The sequence below is a fragment of the Litorimonas taeanensis genome (genome assembly GCF_003634015.1).
Taxonomy (GTDB): Bacteria; Pseudomonadota; Alphaproteobacteria; order Caulobacterales; family Maricaulaceae; genus Litorimonas; species Litorimonas taeanensis.
Window position 1 is genome coordinate 120,378 of record NZ_RBII01000001.1, and the last position, 18,710, is coordinate 139,087.

Genomic DNA, 18,710 nt, shown 5'->3' on the forward strand with positions numbered 1-18,710 from the left:
GTATCATATGGGTCTCGTTCATGCCTAAACGTACCGACATCTCTTCCATCCTTATAATCGGGGCGGGACCAATTATTATTGGCCAAGCCTGTGAGTTTGACTATTCAGGGGTACAGGCCTGTAAAGCGCTGAAGGACGAGGGGTATCGAGTCATTTTGGTGAACTCCAATCCCGCAACAATCATGACTGACCCGGGCATGGCTGATGCCACTTATATCGAACCCATCACCCCAGAAATCGTTGAGAAAATTATCGCCATCGAAAAGCCAGATGCCCTTCTGCCAACGATGGGAGGGCAAACGGCTTTGAACACCGCCTTGGCCCTCGAAGAAATGGGCGTGCTTGAAAAATATGATGTGGAAATGATTGGGGCGAAAGCCGATGTAATCGACAAAGCTGAAAACCGCGAACGTTTTGCCCAAGCCATGACGAAAATTGGCTTGGAAAACCCACGGGCTACTATTGTGACTGCTCCTGATGGAGATATCGAAGCGGGCGTTGAAAAAGCGATTGAGGCCCTCGACTATACAGGCTTGCCAGCGATTATTCGACCGGCCTTTACAATGGGCGGTACGGGCGGCGGCGTCGCCTATGATATTGAGGCTTATAAAGACATTATCCGTTCTGGCCTCAAGGCCTCTCCAACCAATCAAGTTCTTGTGGATGAGAGCTTGCTTGGCTGGAAAGAGTACGAAATGGAAGTCGTTCGAGACAAAGCTGATAATTGTATTATCATTTGCTCGATTGAAAATATTGACCCTATGGGTGTGCATACTGGGGATTCCATCACTGTAGCCCCTGCGCTGACATTAACCGATAAAGAATATCAGCGCATGCGCGATGCCTCTATAGCGGTTCTGCGCGAAATTGGCGTTGAAACAGGGGGGTCGAATGTTCAATTTGGCGTAAATCCAGCGGATGGCCGCATGGTTGTGATTGAAATGAATCCCCGCGTTTCACGGTCTTCTGCCTTAGCGTCAAAAGCCACGGGCTTTCCAATTGCGAAAATTGCGGCAAAGCTGGCTGTAGGATACACGCTTGATGAATTGGATAATGATATAACGGGCGCAACGCCAGCGGCCTTTGAGCCGACCATTGATTATGTCGTGACAAAAATCCCTCGTTTTGCCTTTGAGAAATTTCCAGGTTCTGAACCCGTTTTAACCACGGCAATGAAGTCAGTCGGCGAGGCGATGGCGATTGGCCGAACCTTCACAGAGAGCTTCCAAAAAGCTCTGCGTTCACTTGAAACGGATCTAACCGGTTTAAACGAAATTAATTTCGATCCGGATGGCGAACTCAAAGGGGAAATGCTACGCGACGCCATTATTGAGCGGTTAAAAATCCTAGCGCCCGATCGTTTGCTCGTAATTGCACAAGCCATGCGACAAGGTTTCGATATAGAAGAAATTTACAATATCACGATGATTGATAAGTGGTTCTTGCGCCAAATCGAAACGCTCATAAAAGCAGAGAGCTGGTTGACAGAAACAGGGTTGCCTAGTGATGCAGAAACATGGCGTGCGATAAAGGCTGAAGGTTTCTCAGACGCCCGCATTGCAGAGCTTACACATACAACAGAATCCAACGTTCGAACTGCTCGACATGCCGCAAAAGTTCGCCCCGTCTTCAAACGCGTTGATACATGCGCCGCCGAGTTTCAGGCGAAAACTCCTTATATGTATTCCACCTATGAAAACCCAAGCTTTGGCGGTGTTGTCGAAGATGAAGCGCGTGTTTCAGACAAAAAGAAAGTTATCATTTTAGGCGGCGGGCCTAACCGTATTGGTCAAGGCATTGAATTTGATTATTGCTGTTGCCATGCGGCCTATGCATTGGCGGATATTGGCATAGAATCCATCATGGTTAATTGTAACCCTGAAACTGTTTCAACGGATTACGATACATCCGACCGTTTGTATTTTGAACCCTTGACCGAAGAAGATGTGCTTGAGCTTATCACTACGGAAAAAGAAAAGGGTGAGCTTCTTGGCGTGATTGTGCAGTTTGGTGGTCAGACACCGCTGAAACTAGCCGAAGCGCTTGAAAGTAATGGTATCCCTCTTTTGGGCACAAAACGTGATGCACTCGACCGCGCTGAAGACCGTGAACGGTTTAAAGATCTTGTTGAGATGTTAGGTCTTAAACAGCCCAATAATGCAATTGCGCGGACTGTAAAAGAAGCGCAATCCGCTGCGGAATATGTCGGTTATCCGCTTGTCCTGCGTCCTTCTAATGTCCTTGGCGGACGGGGTATGGAAATCGTTGATAGCGATGCAGAATTAAACCGCTACATTAATGAAGCAGTGAAGGTTTCTGGAAAATCACCACTCTTAATCGATCAATATTTGAGAGATGCAATTGAAGTGGACGTAGACGTTATCTGCGATGGCGAAGACGTTTTTGTTGCAGGCATCATGGAGCATATCGAGGAAGCAGGCGTTCACTCTGGTGACTCTGCCTGTTCATTACCGCCTTACACATTGTCACCCGCCATCATTACTGAACTAGGCCGGCAAGCAAAAGCACTGGCTTTAGAACTGGGCGTTGTTGGATTGATGAACACGCAATTTGCCGTCAAAGACGAAGTTGTTTACCTGATTGAAGTCAATCCTCGTGCCTCACGGACTGTCCCTTTTGTAGCTAAAGCTATTGGTCTCCCCGTGGCGAATATCGCGGCAAAAGTCATGGCAGGAGAGAAACTCTCTAGTTTTGATTTATCGACACGCCCGCAAAAATATATTGCTGTAAAGGAAGCGGTATTCCCCTTTGCGCGTTTCCCTGGCGTTGATACTGTTCTTGGCCCTGAGATGCGCTCAACAGGAGAGGTCATGGGGCTTTCTGAGACATTTGGAATGGCCTTTGCCAAGAGCCAATTGGGCGGTGGTGTGACTTTGCCACGCTCGGGTAAGGTATTTATTTCAGTGCGTGATGAACATAAGCCGCTTATGTCGGTTTTGGCTAAAGAGCTTATTGGCCTAGGCTTTACAATTCTGGCGACAGGCGGAACAGCAACATTTCTTAAAAACCAAGGTGTGGCTGTTGAGACTGTCAACAAGGTTCACGAAGGCTCGCCGCACATTGTTGACGCAATGAAAAGTGAAGATGTGCAACTTGTCTTTAATACGACCAGTGGCAAGCAGTCTCTGAAAGATAGCTTCTCGCTTCGCCGAACGGCTTTGACACAGAAAATCCCATACTTCACGACGGCTGCGGCAGCGCGTGCCAGTGTGGAAGCTATTAAAGATTTAGCAAATGGTGATTACCAAGTCGAAAGCCTACAAAGTATTGCGGCGGGTTAGGGGCGTTTAGCCCTGATACTCTTTTTTGGTCACACTATGCCCATAGCGTTGGACGAATTTTCGTTTAATCCGTCGCACCATATTGGTTTCATCCTCAGGCTTTAAGCCTTCTGCGATGATTAGCGCTTCGGTAAAGCGTTTGGAGGTGAGGGGCTTCCCGTCTTTTAAAAGATCATGGGCCGTCACGCCTGCGCACATATTCCATTCTGTACACATATCTGAAAGCAAGATGTCTAAATCCGCTTGTAATTCTGGATGTCGGCGTCTTTCCCAAGCCATATCTCTACCCCTTTGTTACACTATGCGTTGCGTCAGCGAGAGACTTTACCAGTTTCAATGCTTCATCAGGGCCATTTTCTTCTATGGCTTTTACAATAGCGGTGCCCACGACCACACCATCTGCATCTTTGGCAATTTCTTTTGCGCGTTCAGGGGTTTTTACCCCAAAACCCACAACAACGGGTAGGTTGGCAGCTTGTTTAACGCGGGCAACTTGATCAGTAATTGTTCCGCCTTGGGCAAGCGTGGCTCCTGTCACGCCATTCATAGACACATAATATACAAAGCCTTTGGTGCCACTTACGACTTTTGGCAAGCGCGCACTATCCGTTGTTGGGGTAGCAAGGCGAATGAGAGCGAGGTCATGTTTTTCAAAGGCTTTTCGTAAGTCAGTGTCTTCTTCAGGCGGTAGATCGACAATGATTGCGCCATCTACCCCCGCCTCTTTCGCAGCGCTAGAGAATTTTTCAAAACCCATATGATGTATTGGGTTGGCATAGCCCATGACAATAATAGGTGTTGATGTATTTGTTTTTCTGAATTCTGTAGCCATTTCTAAAACGGATGTCAGGGTCGTTCCTGCCTCGCGCGCGCGTATGCCAGCCTCTTCAATAACGGGGCCGTCAGCCATCGGGTCTGTAAACGGAATGCCTAACTCGATAATATCAACACCGTTTTCGGGTAAAGCATTAAGTATGCGCTGAGACGTCTCTCGGTCTGGATCACCGCCCATTATATAGGCAACGAAGGCCGCTTGGCCTTTGGCTTTGCGATTGGCGAATGTTTGATCAATGCGTTGGGTCATTTACTTGTTTCTGGTTTAAAGCTTTTAGATTGTTATAATTTCAACTTGTTGAAAGTTCACAAAACTGGATGTTTTTTGTCGACCGAAGAGAAAGTTGTGTTTGAAAGTAATATCCTCTCTTAATCATTTTTCCATTGATTTCAGTGTCTCTGACTCGAATTTTCGTCTGACAAACATTTCCTTTTACAAGGATACAGGACCCCAAGAAATGATCTTTTGGAGAAAGCCCTGTTTCTGATTTTACGGCTTTTACAACATTTTTTTCAACGCGCACATTCAGAGACCTAGGGTCTCTATAATCTTCGATTGAATTTAAAAAGTCTCTGCCTTTCACCGAAGCAGAGCCCCGCACATCCATCTCTACCAGAGCGTAAACACAACCATTTTGGGATTTTTGTGAGTTTTCTATAGCCGTCGCCGTATCAATAGGCGTGCTCAAATTTTCAGCAAAAGCGGTGAAAGAGCAAGTGAACGATATGGACAGTGCGAAAGCGCTGAAACTCTTTTGAAAATGCCTTGTTGTCACCCCTGCGTTCCCTCAGAAATATGTTCGCCAAGGGCATCGGCAATCGTGAAGACATCTTTATCGCCGCGTCCGCACATATTCATAATAATAAGCCCGTCTTTACCTAAATCTTTGGCAAGTTCGACTGTGCGAGGAATTGCGTGGCTCGGCTCCAAAGCTGGAAGAATACCCTCAAGGCGCGCGCATTCTTGGAACCAATGAAGGGCTTCATCATCTGTTGCACTGACATATTCGGCGCGGCCAATATCATGTAAGAAGGCATGTTCTGGCCCAATCCCAGGGTAGTCGAGACCTGCACTAATTGAATGGGCATCGTCAATTTGACCGTGTTCGTCTTGGAGCAGATAGGTGCGGTTTCCATGTAAAATACCAGGAGAGCCTCCCGTTAGAGATGCGGCGTGTAATCCTGAGTTCACGCCTTTACCCGCAGCTTCCACGCCGATGAGGCGTACATCTTTATCATCTACAAAATCATGAAATAATCCCATTGCGTTGGAGCCCCCGCCAATGCAAGCGACAACGGCATCGGGTAAACGACCTTCCGCTTCAATAATTTGAACCTTTGCTTCTCGGCCAATAATTGCTTGAAAGTCTCGAACCATTGCGGGGTAGGGATGCGGGCCTGCGACTGTGCCGATGCAATAAAAAGTTTCTTCTACATTGGTAACCCAATCCCGCAGGGCTTCATTCATTGCATCCTTGAGTGTGGCTGTTCCGCTATGGACCGCTCTGACTTCGGCACCAAGAAGACGCATGCGAAAGACATTTGGTTTTTGACGAACAATATCGACCGCCCCCATATACACAATACAGTCCATACCGAGACGAGCTGCCACGGTGGCTGTGGCGACGCCATGTTGACCTGCACCGGTTTCAGCAATGATACGTTTTTTACCCATACGTTTGGCGAGTAAAAGTTGTCCCATGCAGTTATTAATTTTGTGAGCGCCTGTGTGGTTTAATTCATCTCGCTTGAAATAGATTTTGGCACCGCCTATTTCTTCTGTGAGGCGTTCAGCAAAATAAAGAGGGCTCGGGCGACCGACATAATATTTTAAAAAATAATCTAATTCTTTTTGAAACTCAGGGTCCGCTTTCGCTTCTTCATAAGCTTTCTCGAGCTCTAAGATAGGCGGCATCAAAGTTTCAGCGACATAGCGTCCGCCAAAATCACCAAACCGGCCATTTTCATCAGGGAAGGAAATGTTTTCTGGTTTACCCATTGTCTTTTACGGCTTTCATAAAGGCTTTAATCTTTGCGCTGTCCTTTACCCCTGCGCTGGCTTCGACGCCAGAGCTAACATCAAGGATGGGGGCATGCGTGACATTTAGCGCGTCTTTTACGGTCTCTGGTGTTAATCCGCCTGCGAGCGCAAAAACCTTTGGTGTGGGGGCTCGTTTGATAATATTCCAATCGATAGAGAGACCGTGCCCTCCTCGAATGTTTGATCCTTTAGGCGGTTTGGCATCATATAATATGAGGTCAGCGACACCCGCATATTCATTTGCCGAGAGCATGTCTTTATCGGTGGCGATTGCGCAGGCTTTTATGGTTTTAAAGTTATAGCGTCGCCCAATATTGGCAATCTGTTCGACAGTCTCATCGCCGTGAAACTGTACGTAATCCGGTTTTAAACTGTTTTGGATTTCGTCAAGAAGTGCATCATCAGCATTAACCGTAACAGCAACGCGTTTGGCCCGCCCGATACTGGAATTAAATAGATGTCTGGCTTGGGACAGGCTTAGACGCCTCTTACTGGGGGCTTCGATAATGAACCCTAAAAATTCCGCACCCGATTCTATAGACTGTTCAATGTCTACGGTGCGAGTGAGGCCACATATTTTCACTTGAGACGTCATATGACATCACGCAATCGTCTATGGAGCAAAGAAAAAGGGCGCATAAGCGCCCTTTAACATATTGGATGCTTTAGGCTAGTCCTAGACTACATCCCGTCCTCTTAAGGCTTTCATCACGAATGAAATAACCAATAACACCAAGAAAACGACGAAAAGAATTTGCGCGATACCGCTCGCTGCGCCTGCAAGTCCAGAGAAGCCTAGAAAGGCCGCGATAAGGGCAAAAACGAAAAATATAATAGACCAACGTAACATAATAAATATCCTTTCAAGATTACCAAATTAACGTGTTGGCGCGTAAAACAGTTCCAAATTTATTCCCAAATGATTTGTTAACCCTGTCGCCACACGGCAAATTAAGCCTTCTGCCTTAAACACCGTTTCAAAGTGGGGGCTTTGTAAAAACAGGCCCTAAAAATGAAACAACAGCATTGTTTGGGGTAATACGTGGCGCTCGCACCAAAATTACAGGCTCGGCAGGGTCAACAATTAGCAATGACGCCGCAATTGCGGCAAGCCATCAAACTTTTGCAATATTCTAATATTGAACTCTCTGAATTTGTTGAAGAACAGCTAGAGTCTAACCCTTTATTAGAGCGCGGAACGGGGGATGAAAATCGCCGGGGTGAAGACGTTGCTGCAACGCTGAATGAAACTTTGAAAGCTATGCTTGATAAAGAAACGCCTGCTGCGGCTCAATCAGAGTTGGATGCCCCTGACCATGCGATTGATTCTGAAGCCACAGCGGCAGATGTTGGTGGCTCTGTGGACTGGTCGCGAAATGATAGTTCGGGTAGTTTTTCAGGTAGCAATGATTACGATGCTGCTGCGAATACGGCGGCGGATATTACATTGGCCGAACATGTTCAGGCACAGCGTGCTATGCTACGACTTGATCAGAAAGACATCTTGATTGCTGATTATATGATAGGGCAATTAGACGAGGCTGGATACTTACGAATGAGTCTTGATGAAGTGTCAGAAAATCTAAGCGTGAACAAATCGCGTGTGTCCTCTGTTTTGGTGCAGCTGCAAACATGTGAACCCACAGGATTGTTTGCTCGTGATTTATCAGAGTGTTTGGGACTACAGCTGCGTGAGGCAGGGTATTTAGACGAGGCCATGCAAACGCTCTTGGCCAACCTTGAATTACTTGCCAAACATGATTTATCTAAACTTATGACGCTTTGTGACGTTGGCCGAGACCAAATGGCGGCAATGATTGCGCGTGTAAGAGACTGTTCACCAAAGCCTGGGGCTATATTTGGGGGCCGTGTTGCCGCTGTTGTAGAGCCCGATGTGTTTATTCGGGAAACGCCTCAGGGTGGCTGGGCTGTTGAACTCAACGCTGACACTTTGCCCCGTGTATTAGTAAATATGCGGTATTATAATGAAATTAAATGCGCCGGCGGCGATGATGAGCTCGCCAGAGAGTTTATTTCTGAATGTCATCAAAATGCCAATTGGTTGGTTAAATCTTTGGATCAGCGGGCGCGGACAATTTTGAAAGTAGCTTCAGAGATTGTCAAACAACAGGATGCCTTTTTTGCTTATGGCGTCGACCATATGCGGCCTTTGAAATTAAAAGATGTCGCCGATGCCATAGAAATGCATGAAAGCACCGTCAGCCGTGTGACTTCTAACAAGTTCATGCACACAACACGTGGGTTATTCGAACTGAAATATTTCTTCACAGCGGCTATTCCCAGTTTAGATGGCGGAGAGGGGCACTCAGCGGAGTCCGTACGCAATAAAATCAAAATTTTGATTTCAGAGGAAACAATCAAATCTGTGAAATCTGATGATAAACTAGTGAAGCTCTTACGGGCGCAGGGTATTGATATCGCTCGTCGGACTGTGGCTAAATACCGAGAGAGCATGGGAATACCCAGCAGTGTTGAACGCCGCCGGATATTCAAACATGCAATTTAAATGACTTAAACCGAGTTTAATCTCTGCAATAGCCTTCGCCTGACTTAACAATCAAACACTCTGATTTACCCGTGAGATATTTCAGCCCTGTCTCGTCACCTGTTCCTGTTTGGAGTGTGAAAACTTGCCCGTCGCGTGTGAATTCTATCCCTTGTGGAGTATCAGTTCCCTCATAGGTGCCATAGCTATCCAGATCGGATTGCATTTCTAGTTTATATTGACCTGGTGCATCCGAAGTAATCTCGACAAACATACCTTCTACCCCGACCCATTTGCCTTCCCATCCTGCGTATTGGTGTGTCGAAGTTGAGGTGGTTGATTCTTCTGGGATGGCCGTTGATGTGCTTGTATCAGAACAGGCTGTGAGCAAGAGCACTGTTGCCCCAGTAATAATCGGATTAATAAATCTCATAATTGTCTCCTTTAATAATTCCAATCTAGGATTTAATAATTCCAATCTAGGAATAATTCTAATCTAGGTTTTTATTCTATTCTTATAACGTGAGAGAGCAGGGATGGTTGCAGACCATAGCCACCTTTGTTGTGGGCAACCTATCTCAAATTTTGCCGAAAATAAGGCAGGTTTTCGTCATACCCCCGCCATAGTAGTGGTTCATATCTTCTCTATCGACAATAATGGAGGGTTGGACAATGCAAACGATAAGTTTAGTAAGACAAAATGGATATTCGCCGCGCCGCGTTGAAACGGCTTCTGGCGGGCTGAAACAAGGAAAACGCATGTCCAAGATTTATTTGGTCGATGATGACGAAAATATTCTTACTTCTGTCTCAATGTTTCTTGAAAGTGAGGGGTATGAAGTCCGTAAATTCCATGATGGCGTAACGGCATTAGAGGCCCTGAAAACATCGCCTCCGGATTTGGCTGTCTTTGATGTGAAAATGCCGCGAATGGATGGTTTAGAGCTATTGCGTCGCTTGCGTCAAACGTCAAACCTTCCCGTTATTTTCTTAACGTCTAAAGACGATGAATTTGATGAAGCCATTGGGTTTAATATGGGCGCTGATGATTATATCACAAAGCCTTTCTCTCAACGTCTGCTAGGTGAACGTATAAAGGCCGTTTTGCGCCGTGCGTCGATGACCTCTATTGAAATGCCTGTCCCACAAGAAGGAGACGACAAAGTTATTCGTCGTGGCAAAATGGTTCTTGACCCGAACCGCCATGCTTGTTCATGGGACGGAACACCCGTTCGGTTGACGGTCACTGAATTTTTGATTTTAGAAAGTCTGGCGCGCCGCCCGGGTTACGTGAAATCCAGAGATCAGTTGATGGATGCAGCCTATGATGATCAAGTTTACGTCGATGACCGGACTATTGATTCGCATATCAAGCGATTGCGTAAAAAATTCAGAAAGACCGATAAAACTTTTGACGGTATCGAAACACTTTATGGTGTGGGCTATAAATATAAGGAAGCCTAGGGTTTCTTGAATCGTGAATAAAACGAATGATGGGGTAAAGGTCGTTATTTGCAGTTGAAAGTTGTACAGCCGCTCCTATATCTATAGTAATGGGGAATTCTTTATTCAGATGGGAACGGCGTAAACGTTTAAAGTCTAAGGTCAGAAATCTTGACCTTGATAGTTTTGATTACCTTATACTGACACTCGTTTTTTTGATGAGTTTTGTGGCCTTAAGGCTGTTTTTTATCTTTGAAGTTGTGCAGGCTCCCTGCGTCGAATATTTGGCAACCATCGGGTCTGATGATGGCTTGCCATCCATATTTAAACTGACCCATTACATTGCCTTGCTTATGATGGTTTTTTGGGGAGTTGTAGGACTCGCGAGGTTCTTAGAGGGTAAGAGGTCTTGGCATCAAATAATTTGGTTTCTGACACTCTTGCTATCCATCCTTATGATAGCTGTTTTTACACGCGCTCTTGTACCTGAAAAACATATCAATCCTCCAGATGGTATCTTGAATGTGGCTTTGCACCCTTCTGAAGTGTCTTGGAGTCATTTAGAAAAAGGTCGATGGATTGCGCATGGCTTGCCAGGATGTGTTTGGCTTGAGGAAAATATTATAACGCAAAGAAATCACGAGTCCAAAAGCACTCAGCTGGGTATTTTACAAGGGCTTGGATTAGGTAAACCTTATATCCAAACTCTGATTGATAGCCAAACATATCGCCCAATGACAGCGTATGAGCGAGACCGGTTTATTATAAAACATGACTGTATGAATGATGTTACACGTTACGGGCAACATCGTTCTGTCTGTGAAGAGCCTTATTTGTACCCAGTGGAACGAGGTAAGTTGCCACCGATTGATCTATTGCAGTATTGAGGCTCTTGAAACACTCTGGTTTCAGGTGTGACTAATACGTAAGCTGACATAATAACATCTTTGCCGCAAACTTGCCTTAAACTTGGACAAGACGTGAGCTTTTGGGAATGATAACAGGACGGTATGGCTGACCCAAAGGTTGATAAGATAACAGAAAATAACGCTGGACGCTCGGTTGAGGCAAAGCGGGTGCGTTTGCGTAGCCGCCGAAAGGGGGCGCGTCGCCGGCTATTCTCTTCTCGTTTGACACAGGTCATCTTCTTTTCGAACCTTATTGGCCTGCTAATTTTAGTCTCAGGTTCTTTGGCTATGAACCGATTTGAATCAAGCTTGATAGAGGCAAAGGTTGATAACCTTCATTCATTAGCCGCCACAATTACGACTGTCATTGGAGAGCAAGCGACTGGCTTTGGCTCTGCGGCCAAATTAGATATTGATGGCGCAAAACAAGTCCTGCGAGGGGTGAATGTTCCTTCTGGCTGGCGTGTCAGATTGCATGACCGTTCAGGTGGGGTCGTGGCTGATACAGAGCGTCTTGATGACACAATTACAATAAGCCCATTGGACCCGATTATTCCAGAGCAAGAGCCTCAGAAAAACTACGAAGTTTGGAAAGAGGAACTCCAGGAGTGGACCCAAAACCATATTCAAAATCTTCCGTGGAGAAAAGCAAAGCGTAATCATTTCAGGCGAGACCTAAGAGCAGATGTGCGTTCAGCGTTAAGCGGAGAAAAATCTATGGGGCCGCGTTATGATGATAAAGACAATCTTATCGTCAGCGTTTCGGTGCCCGTACAAAGAGTGCAACAGGTCTTAGGTGTTGTCACTGTAGAAAGTAATGATGTTGGCAATATTGTTAGCGCGGAACGAAAAGCCTTGGCCCCCATAATTGGTCTTGCTGTCTTAGCCGCATTGCTAAGCTCGCTCGCTTTGACTTTATTCATTACTTTACCGATGCGCAAATTGTCTATTGCTGCAGAGGTCGTTTCGAGGAGCTCAGATAAAAGAGATGCCATTCCAGACTTGTCAAAACGTCGGGATGAAATTGGGGATTTATCGTCAATGATGCGAGAGATGACCTTAGGGTTATATTCCCGCATCGATGATATCGCGAACTTTGCCGCAGATGTCGCGCATGAAATTAAAAACCCACTTACGAGTTTACGTTCAGCCTCTGATACTTTGCGTGTTGCCAAAACAGATGAACAAAGAGGGCAGCTGATTGATATCATACAAAAAGATGTGTCCCGCATGGATCGCTTGATTACAGACATTTCAAAAGCTTCTAAAGTCGATGCAAATTTGGCACGAGACACAGCGCAGTCTTTGGATGTTTCTGAAATCATACATAATATAACAGAGTTTTATCAACAAACAGGCGCCGAGAGTGGGCCGCGTGTAGAAAACTCTGTATCGGATTTAGGGGAATCGCCGGTATTTATCCGGGCGTTTGAGACGCCGTTTGCCCAGGTCCTCAGGAATTTGATTGATAATGCTTTGACCTTTTCTCCTGAAAATGGCGTTGTACGCCTTACTGCCAAAACCGAAGTTGAGCAAAATAAAGAATTCGTGGTTTTGTCCGTTGAAGATGAAGGGCCCGGTATTCCGCCAGATAGTTTGGAAACGGTTTTTGAGAGATTTTATACGCAAAGACCAAAAGGTGCCGAATTTGGGAACCACTCAGGGTTAGGTCTGGCGATTTGCCGCCAAATCATCAGTGCCCATAATGGAATTATTTTTGCAGAAAACAAAACGGATATGGATGGTAACGTAAGTGGCGCGCGTTTTGTGGTGAAGATACCAAGGCAATCCATGAAATCATCTTAGTCATAACACTGTTTTCGTTTTTCCTTAAGTTTCCAATGGAGGTTGTAGTTTTCGTACAAATAATGCGCAAACTGCAGAAAACACTGTGTCTCTTGTGCAACGGTTAAAGAATTCAACATAAATGCCGCATTTTTTGGCTTCACAGCACGAATGGAATTTGATTAGGTGAAATTTCGATTTTTGGAGTTTCGCCTTGATTGGTTTGGTCATTGTTACCCATGGACAGCTCGCTGTAGAGCTACGCCGCGCTACTGAACATGTTGTAGGTCCGCAAGAGGCTTTAGAGACCGTTTGTATTGGCCCTGATGATGACATGGAACATCGTCGTGATGATATTGCCGCAGCCGTCAACAGAGTGAGCCATAAGTCTGGGGTTGTTATTTTGACGGATATGTTTGGTGGTACACCGTCAAATTTGGCGATTTCCATGATGCGCGAAGGGCAGGTCGAAGTTCTCGCTGGCGTGAATTTGCCAATGCTTATTAAACTTGCAGAGGCACGTAAGACAGCGACATTAGAAGAAGCCTCAGTCAAAGCCAAAGATGCAGGTCAACGCTATATCGCAATTGCATCCAAAATTCTGGCCGGAGAAACATAGGCCGACAGGTCTTTAGTCTATGAGCCAGACGGCACAAATCACGTTGACTTTGACCAATAAACGGGGGCTCCATGCGCGAGCGTCAAACAAGTTTATGGAAACTGTCATGCAGTTTCAGTCACAAGTTTGGGTGCGTAGTCATAATGATGTTTGTGCCGAGCGCGTAGAGGCCGATTCTGTTATGGAGTTGTTATTATTGGGGGCGGCCTGCAACGAAGATATAACTGTTACGGCGCAAGGCAAAGATGCCCCGGAAACTATTCAAGCCATTGCGGATTTAGTAAAAGACCGTTTTGGAGAAGAAGACTAATGCGTAACCAATATAATGCCGTATTTGCCTTCATCGTCATGGGGGGCGTTGGCTGCTCCACCTCAAAACCCTTTATGCCGCAAAGTCAATATCCGCCAGATCCATGGGTCAAAGGCTATTCTAACCCTGATGATTGTTTAGGAGGAGAAAAGTTAGCGGCTATTGAATTTGAAATGCCTAACTATCCCTCTCAATCCTATCGTACAGGACGTCAGGGTTGGGTTATTATGCGGTTAGATGTCGACGCAACAGGTCAAACCACTAATGTGGCGGTCGAGAGGTCTGTTCCAGACGGTCTATTCGACGGGAGTGCTAAGAAAGCGGTAAAGGCTTGGACGTTCCAGCCTCCTGCAAATGGCGGGCTACAAAATTGCCGTGTACTATTAAGGTATCGAGCGGGAAGCGTGACATTAGGAGGTTAAAGGCAGGCTATTCCTGTAGTGATTGCTTTTAAATTTTCTTCTAAAAAAGGTCTTAAATTTCCCCTTTTTTTTCACAGAGTTACACCTTAGAAGGTGCGTCGGCGCACGATTTTCACGATATTAATGTATTGGGTTTTCTCGCCTATGTGAGTGAGGTAGCGATACCTTAGCGGAATGTTGAACCTAAAGATAAGATAAGACTATGAGCGAAAATAAATCATCGAAAGAAGAAACGAACACTCCCCGTAAATTTTTCGGAACAGATGGTATTCGCGGGCTTTCAAATGTTGATAAAATGACACCAGAGAGTGTTATGCGCTTGGGTCAAGCGGCTGGTCGCTATTTCCGCAACAAAGAAAAGGGAGATCATCACAGACCTACTGTGTTTATCGGTAAAGACACGCGTTTGTCAGGCTACATGATTGAGCCCGCTTTGGTCGCGGGTTTCACGTCTGTCGGTATGGATGTTACATTGTCGGGGCCTATCCCCACATCCGCAGTATCAATCTTAACTCGTACATTGCGGGCGGATATGGGTGTTATGATTACGGCTTCTCATAATAAATATCATGATAATGGCATTAAATTTTTTGGGCCGAGCGGACGAAAGCTTTCGGATAAAGCGGAAATTGCCATTGAAGCTTTGCTCGACAATGAACAAATTCGTCTCGCAAAGCCTGAAAACCTTGGTCGTGTTAAACGATATGAAGACATGCAGGCGCGCTATATTGAAATCGCGAAAGCGACTTTCCCGCGCCGAATGAGATTGTCTGGTTTGAAGATTGTTCTCGATTGCGCCAATGGCGCGGCTTATCACACTGCGCCTGATACGATGTGGGAATTGGGAGCAGATGAAGTTATTCCTCTGGGCGTTTCACCAAATGGAAAAAATATTAATTCAGGATGTGGTTCTACGCATACTGATTTGTTGTCAGAGACCGTCGTCAAGACAGGCGCCGATATTGGTATTGCGCTCGATGGGGATGCCGATCGTTTAATCATGTGTGATGAAAAAGGTAAGGTTATCGATGGAGACCAATTGCTAGGTTTGATTTGTTATAGTTGGTACGTCAATAAAACCCTTGCAAAGCCGGGCCTTGTTGCGACGGTCATGAGTAATTTAGGACTTGAGCGCTTTATCCAAGGGCACAAGATGGACTTTATTCGCACGGCTGTGGGGGACAGACATGTTGCAGCCCGGATGCGACAAGATGGATATAATCTGGGCGGCGAGCAATCAGGACATATACTCATGCCAGATTTCGCGCCAACAGGTGACGGTACAATCTCTGCCTTACAAGTGTTAGCGGAACTCATCCGCCAAGATAAGCCGGCGAGTGAAGTTTTAAACGTATTTGACCCTGTCCCGCAGATGCTTAAAAATGTGACTTATTCGGGGACTTCGCCCTTAATGCAAAAAGAAGTCAAAAAAGCCATTGATGAAGCCCAGGCTAGTTTTGGTGATACAGGGCGTGTATTAGTCAGAGCATCTGGCACAGAGCCGTTAATTCGTGTAATGGCCGAAGGGGATGACGAAGGCAAAGTCGATAAAATCACAGACCATCTCGTCGCCGTGATAAATAACTATGCTTCATAACGGCTTATGCTGAGCTAGGCTTGGATTAGCTCTTTTCAAGATTCCTCATATCTCCTAAGGCATACGTTATTATTTGACTGGGGCGCGTGGGAAGATTGGCAGTTAATGGTTCAGGATATTGATCCATATTTGGTCGTTACAGTTGGGGCTGTTACATTAGCCCTCTTAACCTCCCTCTATGCTCTACGCGCTATGGCGTTTAAAAATTCGGTTCAAAAAAAATGGAAAGAGAAAGCTTCTGAGCTAGACCGTAAGGTCGGGCAATATGATTCTATTTTTGGGGCTTATCCAGGCTTAGTGCTTGTATGGGATGATTCAAATCCTAATATGACCGATTTACCTCAGAAAGACTGGGGTAATCCTAAAGTATATGGTTCACCGGCAGCCCTTGCATCAATTCTTAGATTTGCGGATGCTGGTAAAGCAAAGGATTTACCGCGGCGTGTTTTAAACAGTCTTGCAGACCACCCCACAAAGCGAGAGGGTAAAACAGACACCAAGAACACATTGCGACTGCATTTAGGAAAACTCCGCCGAGAAGGACAGTCATTCTCCATTTTGATTGGTTTGCCTGATGGAGATGTGATTGAGGCTGATGGTCGGGTTGCGGGGCGACAAGTTGTGCTTTGGCTCGAAGATGTTTCTAATAAAGCCGAAGATGAGAAAGCGGCAATTTCTCGCTTCGAAACAGCAAAGCTTTCTAAAGAAGAAGGCTCTAAAACATATATTGAAATGATGACCCGGGCACCGTTTCCAATCTGGAGATTATCCAGTGGAGGCCAAATTTCTTGGGTCAATACGGCATATGTTAAGGCTGTTGGGGCTGAAGGCGTGTCTGACGTCATCGACAATCAAATTCACCTAGATGATATGTCAAAGAACCAAGTGGAGACGGTTCTGCAAACGGGTTCAGTTCAAGAGGATATTCGACACATCATTTTGGACGGAAAAAGGCAAGCAACGATGGTGAGTTTATTTCCCGTGTCAGGGGGAATAGCCGGGATGGCTGTCGATGCTTCAGAGGCGGATGATTTGCGCCAAGATCTGGTTCGTCATGTCAGAGCGCATGACGAGCTTCTAAACGCTATGGATGAAGCGATTATCATTTTTGGCGAAGATCAAAAAATTAACTTCCACAACCGAGCCTTTGATAATCTATTTGGGATAGATGCCTCTTGGTTCAAAGGTAGCCCTAGCCATAGTGATTGGCTGGATTATTTGCGAGAACGGCACCTTATTCCCGCGACTTCCGATTATAAAGCGTGGAAGGCTGCTGAGCTATCTTTGTATACTGAATGGCCAGATGAAATGCCCGATGCACTTTGGTCTTTACCTGATGGCAGAACTCTGCGGCTCGTACGCATGCGTGACCCCCATGATGGAATCTCTTTCTTATTTTCGGACATGACAGATTCTATCACGCTGAAGAGCCAGCTTGGGACACTCATTAATGTGCAAAGCGCGACTTTGGACAAGCTGTCAGAAGGTATCGCTGTTTTTGGTACAGATGGACGGCTGAAGATCCATAATTCTGCATTTGCAAAAATGTGGAGCTTGGATGAAGAGGATTTGAAAGACGGGCCGCGTTTTTCAAATATGATACAGTTGTTTTTACCCCTCTATCATATCAAAGCCTTTTGGTCTGAACTCTTGGGTCGTATTACTGATCCCGATCCAGAGGTTAGGCGACATGTTGAGGGCGAAATTAAACGCTCTGATGATAAAATGTTTACATGGTTGTCAAAGCCTCTGCCAGATGGGGCGACTCTTTTGGCTTGGGAGGATGTTACAAATGCCCGCCGCGCCGAAGCGGCGCTAATCGAACGCGCTCAAGCCCTTGAAGAAGCTGATCGCATGAAATCAGAATTTGTTGGGCATGTTAGCTATCAATTGCGGACTCCTCTAACGACAATCTCTGGCTATGCTGATTTTCTTCAAAATGGCGGCGCCGGAGAAATGTCTGACAAGCAAAGCGAATATGTTTTTGCAATACAAAGTGCATCTGAGGACCTTGCCAAAATTATTGATGATATTTTGGATATCGCAGCGATTGAAGCCAATGTTTTGGATCTGGACCTTGGTGACGTCAATGTTTTTGACATGCTCGACACGGCCTTGGATTATGTCGCCGTCAAAGCCGATGACACCAAGATTTCACTTACGCTTAAGTGCGACGAGAACATCGGCATCATTAGGGCAGACGAAACAAGGCTTAAACAAGTCGTCCATAACTTATTGTCTAATGCTTTGCGGTTCACTAAGCCTGGAGGCACAATCGAATTGGGCGGAAAGCAAGCCGCTGGCGGGGGCGTCATGATTTGGGTCAAGGATGATGGCGTTGGCATCCCAACAGAGCGTCAACCCCAAGTCTTTCAAAGCTTTGAGAGTTCGCGCGGTGGAGCTGGGCTTGGGTTAGCTCTCGTTCAGAGGTTTGTAGACCGCCATGGAGGGTGGGTTGAGTTGGAATCAATTGAACATGAAGGCACGCATGTGACGTGTTATTTACCAAAAGAAGCGCCAAGTGAGAGCGCGCATCCTGAGCTTTTTTCAGAAGGCGTTTGATCGTAGATGCTAAGGCGGTGTTTTACTGGCTTTCCGGAGTCTTTACAGTGATACCGTCTAGCTCGTCGCTCATTAGAATTTGGCAGCTAAGGCGCGAATTATCTTGGACACCCTCAGCAAAATCTAACATGGATTCCTCCATATCATCCATTGTTTTTAATTTGCCGAGCCATTCTTGGCCAATATAGACATGGCAGGTTGCGCAAGCACAGGCTCCGCCGCAATCAGCATCAATTTCAGGAACCATGTTCTGTACAGCTGCCTCCATAATGGATGTGCCTGCTTTCGCCTCGACTTCGCGCTGTGTACCCGCAGAGTCAGTGAAAATAATCTTAGCCATTTTATGCCCTAATTGTCTTAATATCAGAACTCTATCTAAGG

The 18,710-nt window shown here is 45.9% G+C and carries 18 protein-coding genes; 10 read left to right on the plus strand and 8 right to left on the minus strand.

From position 1 onward, the window contains the following. The first annotated feature begins 20 nt into the window (after positions 1 to 20). On the plus strand, positions 21 to 3,302 hold the full coding sequence (carB, locus tag DES40_RS00540) for a carbamoyl-phosphate synthase large subunit (protein ID WP_121098634.1): 3,282 nt from the start codon (positions 21 to 23) through the stop codon (positions 3,300 to 3,302). Positions 3,303 to 3,308: 6 nt separating this feature from the next. On the opposite strand, the gene DES40_RS00545 is transcribed toward carB, so the two are convergent. The 6 genes from DES40_RS00545 to DES40_RS00570 form a co-directional block, all read right to left on the minus strand. After that, entirely contained in the window at positions 3,309 to 3,581 is a 273-nt protein-coding gene (locus DES40_RS00545; protein WP_121098635.1) for a hypothetical protein, read from the minus strand. A gap of 4 nt (positions 3,582 to 3,585) precedes the next feature. After that, positions 3,586 to 4,386 (minus strand): tryptophan synthase subunit alpha, encoded by an 801-nt coding sequence (gene trpA / locus DES40_RS00550; RefSeq protein WP_121098636.1) that lies wholly within the window; start codon positions 4,384 to 4,386, stop codon positions 3,586 to 3,588. A 40-nt stretch (positions 4,387 to 4,426) separates the two neighbouring features. Then, entirely contained in the window at positions 4,427 to 4,825 is a 399-nt protein-coding gene (locus DES40_RS00555; RefSeq protein WP_147405807.1) for a hypothetical protein, read from the minus strand. 83 nt (positions 4,826 to 4,908) lie between these two features. After that, positions 4,909 to 6,135: a tryptophan synthase subunit beta gene (gene trpB, locus DES40_RS00560; protein ID WP_121098638.1), complete on the minus strand. Its 1,227-nt coding sequence runs from the start codon at positions 6,133 to 6,135 to the stop codon at positions 4,909 to 4,911. After that, positions 6,128 to 6,772, minus strand: a complete 645-nt coding sequence (locus tag DES40_RS00565; protein WP_121098639.1) for a phosphoribosylanthranilate isomerase — start codon at positions 6,770 to 6,772, stop codon at positions 6,128 to 6,130. Before DES40_RS00565 ends, trpB begins: the two co-directional genes overlap by 8 nt. 81 nt (positions 6,773 to 6,853) lie before the next feature. Continuing rightward, the gene (locus DES40_RS00570; protein WP_121098640.1) at positions 6,854 to 7,027 is read right to left on the minus strand and encodes a DUF1328 domain-containing protein; all 174 of its coding nucleotides are present in this window, start codon (positions 7,025 to 7,027) and stop codon (positions 6,854 to 6,856) included. 192 nt (positions 7,028 to 7,219) lie between these two features. Here DES40_RS00570 and rpoN point away from each other — a divergent pair, with 192 nt between their 5' ends. Continuing rightward, positions 7,220 to 8,704, plus strand: a complete 1,485-nt coding sequence (rpoN, locus tag DES40_RS00575; protein ID WP_121098641.1) for an RNA polymerase factor sigma-54 — start codon at positions 7,220 to 7,222, stop codon at positions 8,702 to 8,704. Between the two features lie 16 nt (positions 8,705 to 8,720). On the opposite strand, the gene DES40_RS00580 is transcribed toward rpoN, so the two are convergent. After that, the gene (locus tag DES40_RS00580) at positions 8,721 to 9,116 is read right to left on the minus strand and encodes a hypothetical protein (RefSeq protein ID WP_121098642.1); all 396 of its coding nucleotides are present in this window, start codon (positions 9,114 to 9,116) and stop codon (positions 8,721 to 8,723) included. 326 nt (positions 9,117 to 9,442) lie between these two features. Here DES40_RS00580 and DES40_RS00585 point away from each other — a divergent pair, with 326 nt between their 5' ends. From DES40_RS00585 to DES40_RS00620, 8 genes are all read left to right on the plus strand, one after another. Then, a complete protein-coding gene (locus DES40_RS00585) occupies positions 9,443 to 10,147 on the plus strand; it encodes a response regulator transcription factor (RefSeq protein ID WP_121100294.1) in 705 nt (234 codons plus the stop codon). An 89-nt stretch (positions 10,148 to 10,236) separates the two neighbouring features. Beyond that, a complete protein-coding gene (locus DES40_RS00590; RefSeq protein ID WP_121098643.1) occupies positions 10,237 to 11,013 on the plus strand; it encodes a hypothetical protein in 777 nt (258 codons plus the stop codon). 123 nt (positions 11,014 to 11,136) lie between these two features. Then, the gene (locus DES40_RS00595; protein WP_121098644.1) at positions 11,137 to 12,840 is read left to right on the plus strand and encodes a sensor histidine kinase; all 1,704 of its coding nucleotides are present in this window, start codon (positions 11,137 to 11,139) and stop codon (positions 12,838 to 12,840) included. Between the two features lie 193 nt (positions 12,841 to 13,033). Next, positions 13,034 to 13,438 (plus strand): PTS sugar transporter subunit IIA, encoded by a 405-nt coding sequence (locus DES40_RS00600; RefSeq protein WP_121098645.1) that lies wholly within the window; start codon positions 13,034 to 13,036, stop codon positions 13,436 to 13,438. A gap of 19 nt (positions 13,439 to 13,457) precedes the next feature. Continuing rightward, positions 13,458 to 13,748, plus strand: coding sequence for an HPr family phosphocarrier protein (locus tag DES40_RS00605; protein ID WP_121098646.1), 291 nt, complete (start codon positions 13,458 to 13,460; stop codon positions 13,746 to 13,748). Then, entirely contained in the window at positions 13,748 to 14,170 is a 423-nt protein-coding gene (locus tag DES40_RS00610) for an energy transducer TonB (protein ID WP_121098647.1), read from the plus strand. The genes DES40_RS00605 and DES40_RS00610 overlap by 1 nt, the downstream gene beginning before the upstream one ends. Before the next feature lie 202 nt (positions 14,171 to 14,372). Further along, positions 14,373 to 15,767 carry a phosphoglucosamine mutase gene (glmM, locus tag DES40_RS00615; protein ID WP_121098648.1) on the plus strand — a complete coding sequence of 465 codons (1,395 nt, stop codon included), beginning with the start codon at positions 14,373 to 14,375 and terminating at the stop codon, positions 15,765 to 15,767. A gap of 105 nt (positions 15,768 to 15,872) precedes the next feature. Continuing rightward, positions 15,873 to 18,329 carry a PAS domain-containing sensor histidine kinase gene (locus DES40_RS00620; protein WP_121098649.1) on the plus strand — a complete coding sequence of 819 codons (2,457 nt, stop codon included), beginning with the start codon at positions 15,873 to 15,875 and terminating at the stop codon, positions 18,327 to 18,329. 22 nt (positions 18,330 to 18,351) lie between these two features. Here DES40_RS00620 and DES40_RS00625 read toward each other — a convergent pair whose 3' ends face one another. Further along, positions 18,352 to 18,669 carry a 2Fe-2S iron-sulfur cluster-binding protein gene (locus tag DES40_RS00625; RefSeq protein WP_121098650.1) on the minus strand — a complete coding sequence of 106 codons (318 nt, stop codon included), beginning with the start codon at positions 18,667 to 18,669 and terminating at the stop codon, positions 18,352 to 18,354. Between the last annotated feature and the right edge of the window lie 41 nt (positions 18,670 to 18,710).

Bases quoted from the DNA above. Each gene is read 5' to 3' on its own strand.
- DES40_RS00620 (WP_121098649.1), top strand. From the start codon at position 15,873: ATGGTTCAGGATATTGATCCATATTTGGTCGTTACAGTTGGGGCTGTT.
- carB (WP_121098634.1), top strand. From the start codon at position 21: ATGCCTAAACGTACCGACATCTCTTCCATCCTTATAATCGGGGCGGGA.
- DES40_RS00595 (WP_121098644.1), top strand. From the start codon at position 11,137: ATGGCTGACCCAAAGGTTGATAAGATAACAGAAAATAACGCTGGACGC.
- DES40_RS00625 (WP_121098650.1), bottom strand. From the start codon at position 18,669: ATGGCTAAGATTATTTTCACTGACTCTGCGGGTACACAGCGCGAAGTC.
- DES40_RS00545 (WP_121098635.1), bottom strand. From the start codon at position 3,581: ATGGCTTGGGAAAGACGCCGACATCCAGAATTACAAGCGGATTTAGAC.
- DES40_RS00565 (WP_121098639.1), bottom strand. From the start codon at position 6,772: ATGACGTCTCAAGTGAAAATATGTGGCCTCACTCGCACCGTAGACATT.
- DES40_RS00580 (WP_121098642.1), bottom strand. From the start codon at position 9,116: ATGAGATTTATTAATCCGATTATTACTGGGGCAACAGTGCTCTTGCTC.
- DES40_RS00605 (WP_121098646.1), top strand. From the start codon at position 13,458: ATGAGCCAGACGGCACAAATCACGTTGACTTTGACCAATAAACGGGGG.
- glmM (WP_121098648.1), top strand. From the start codon at position 14,373: ATGAGCGAAAATAAATCATCGAAAGAAGAAACGAACACTCCCCGTAAA.
- trpB (WP_121098638.1), bottom strand. From the start codon at position 6,135: ATGGGTAAACCAGAAAACATTTCCTTCCCTGATGAAAATGGCCGGTTT.
- DES40_RS00590 (WP_121098643.1), top strand. From the start codon at position 10,237: ATGGGGAATTCTTTATTCAGATGGGAACGGCGTAAACGTTTAAAGTCT.
- DES40_RS00585 (WP_121100294.1), top strand. From the start codon at position 9,443: ATGTCCAAGATTTATTTGGTCGATGATGACGAAAATATTCTTACTTCT.
- DES40_RS00570 (WP_121098640.1), bottom strand. From the start codon at position 7,027: ATGTTACGTTGGTCTATTATATTTTTCGTTTTTGCCCTTATCGCGGCC.
- trpA (WP_121098636.1), bottom strand. From the start codon at position 4,386: ATGACCCAACGCATTGATCAAACATTCGCCAATCGCAAAGCCAAAGGC.
- DES40_RS00610 (WP_121098647.1), top strand. From the start codon at position 13,748: ATGCGTAACCAATATAATGCCGTATTTGCCTTCATCGTCATGGGGGGC.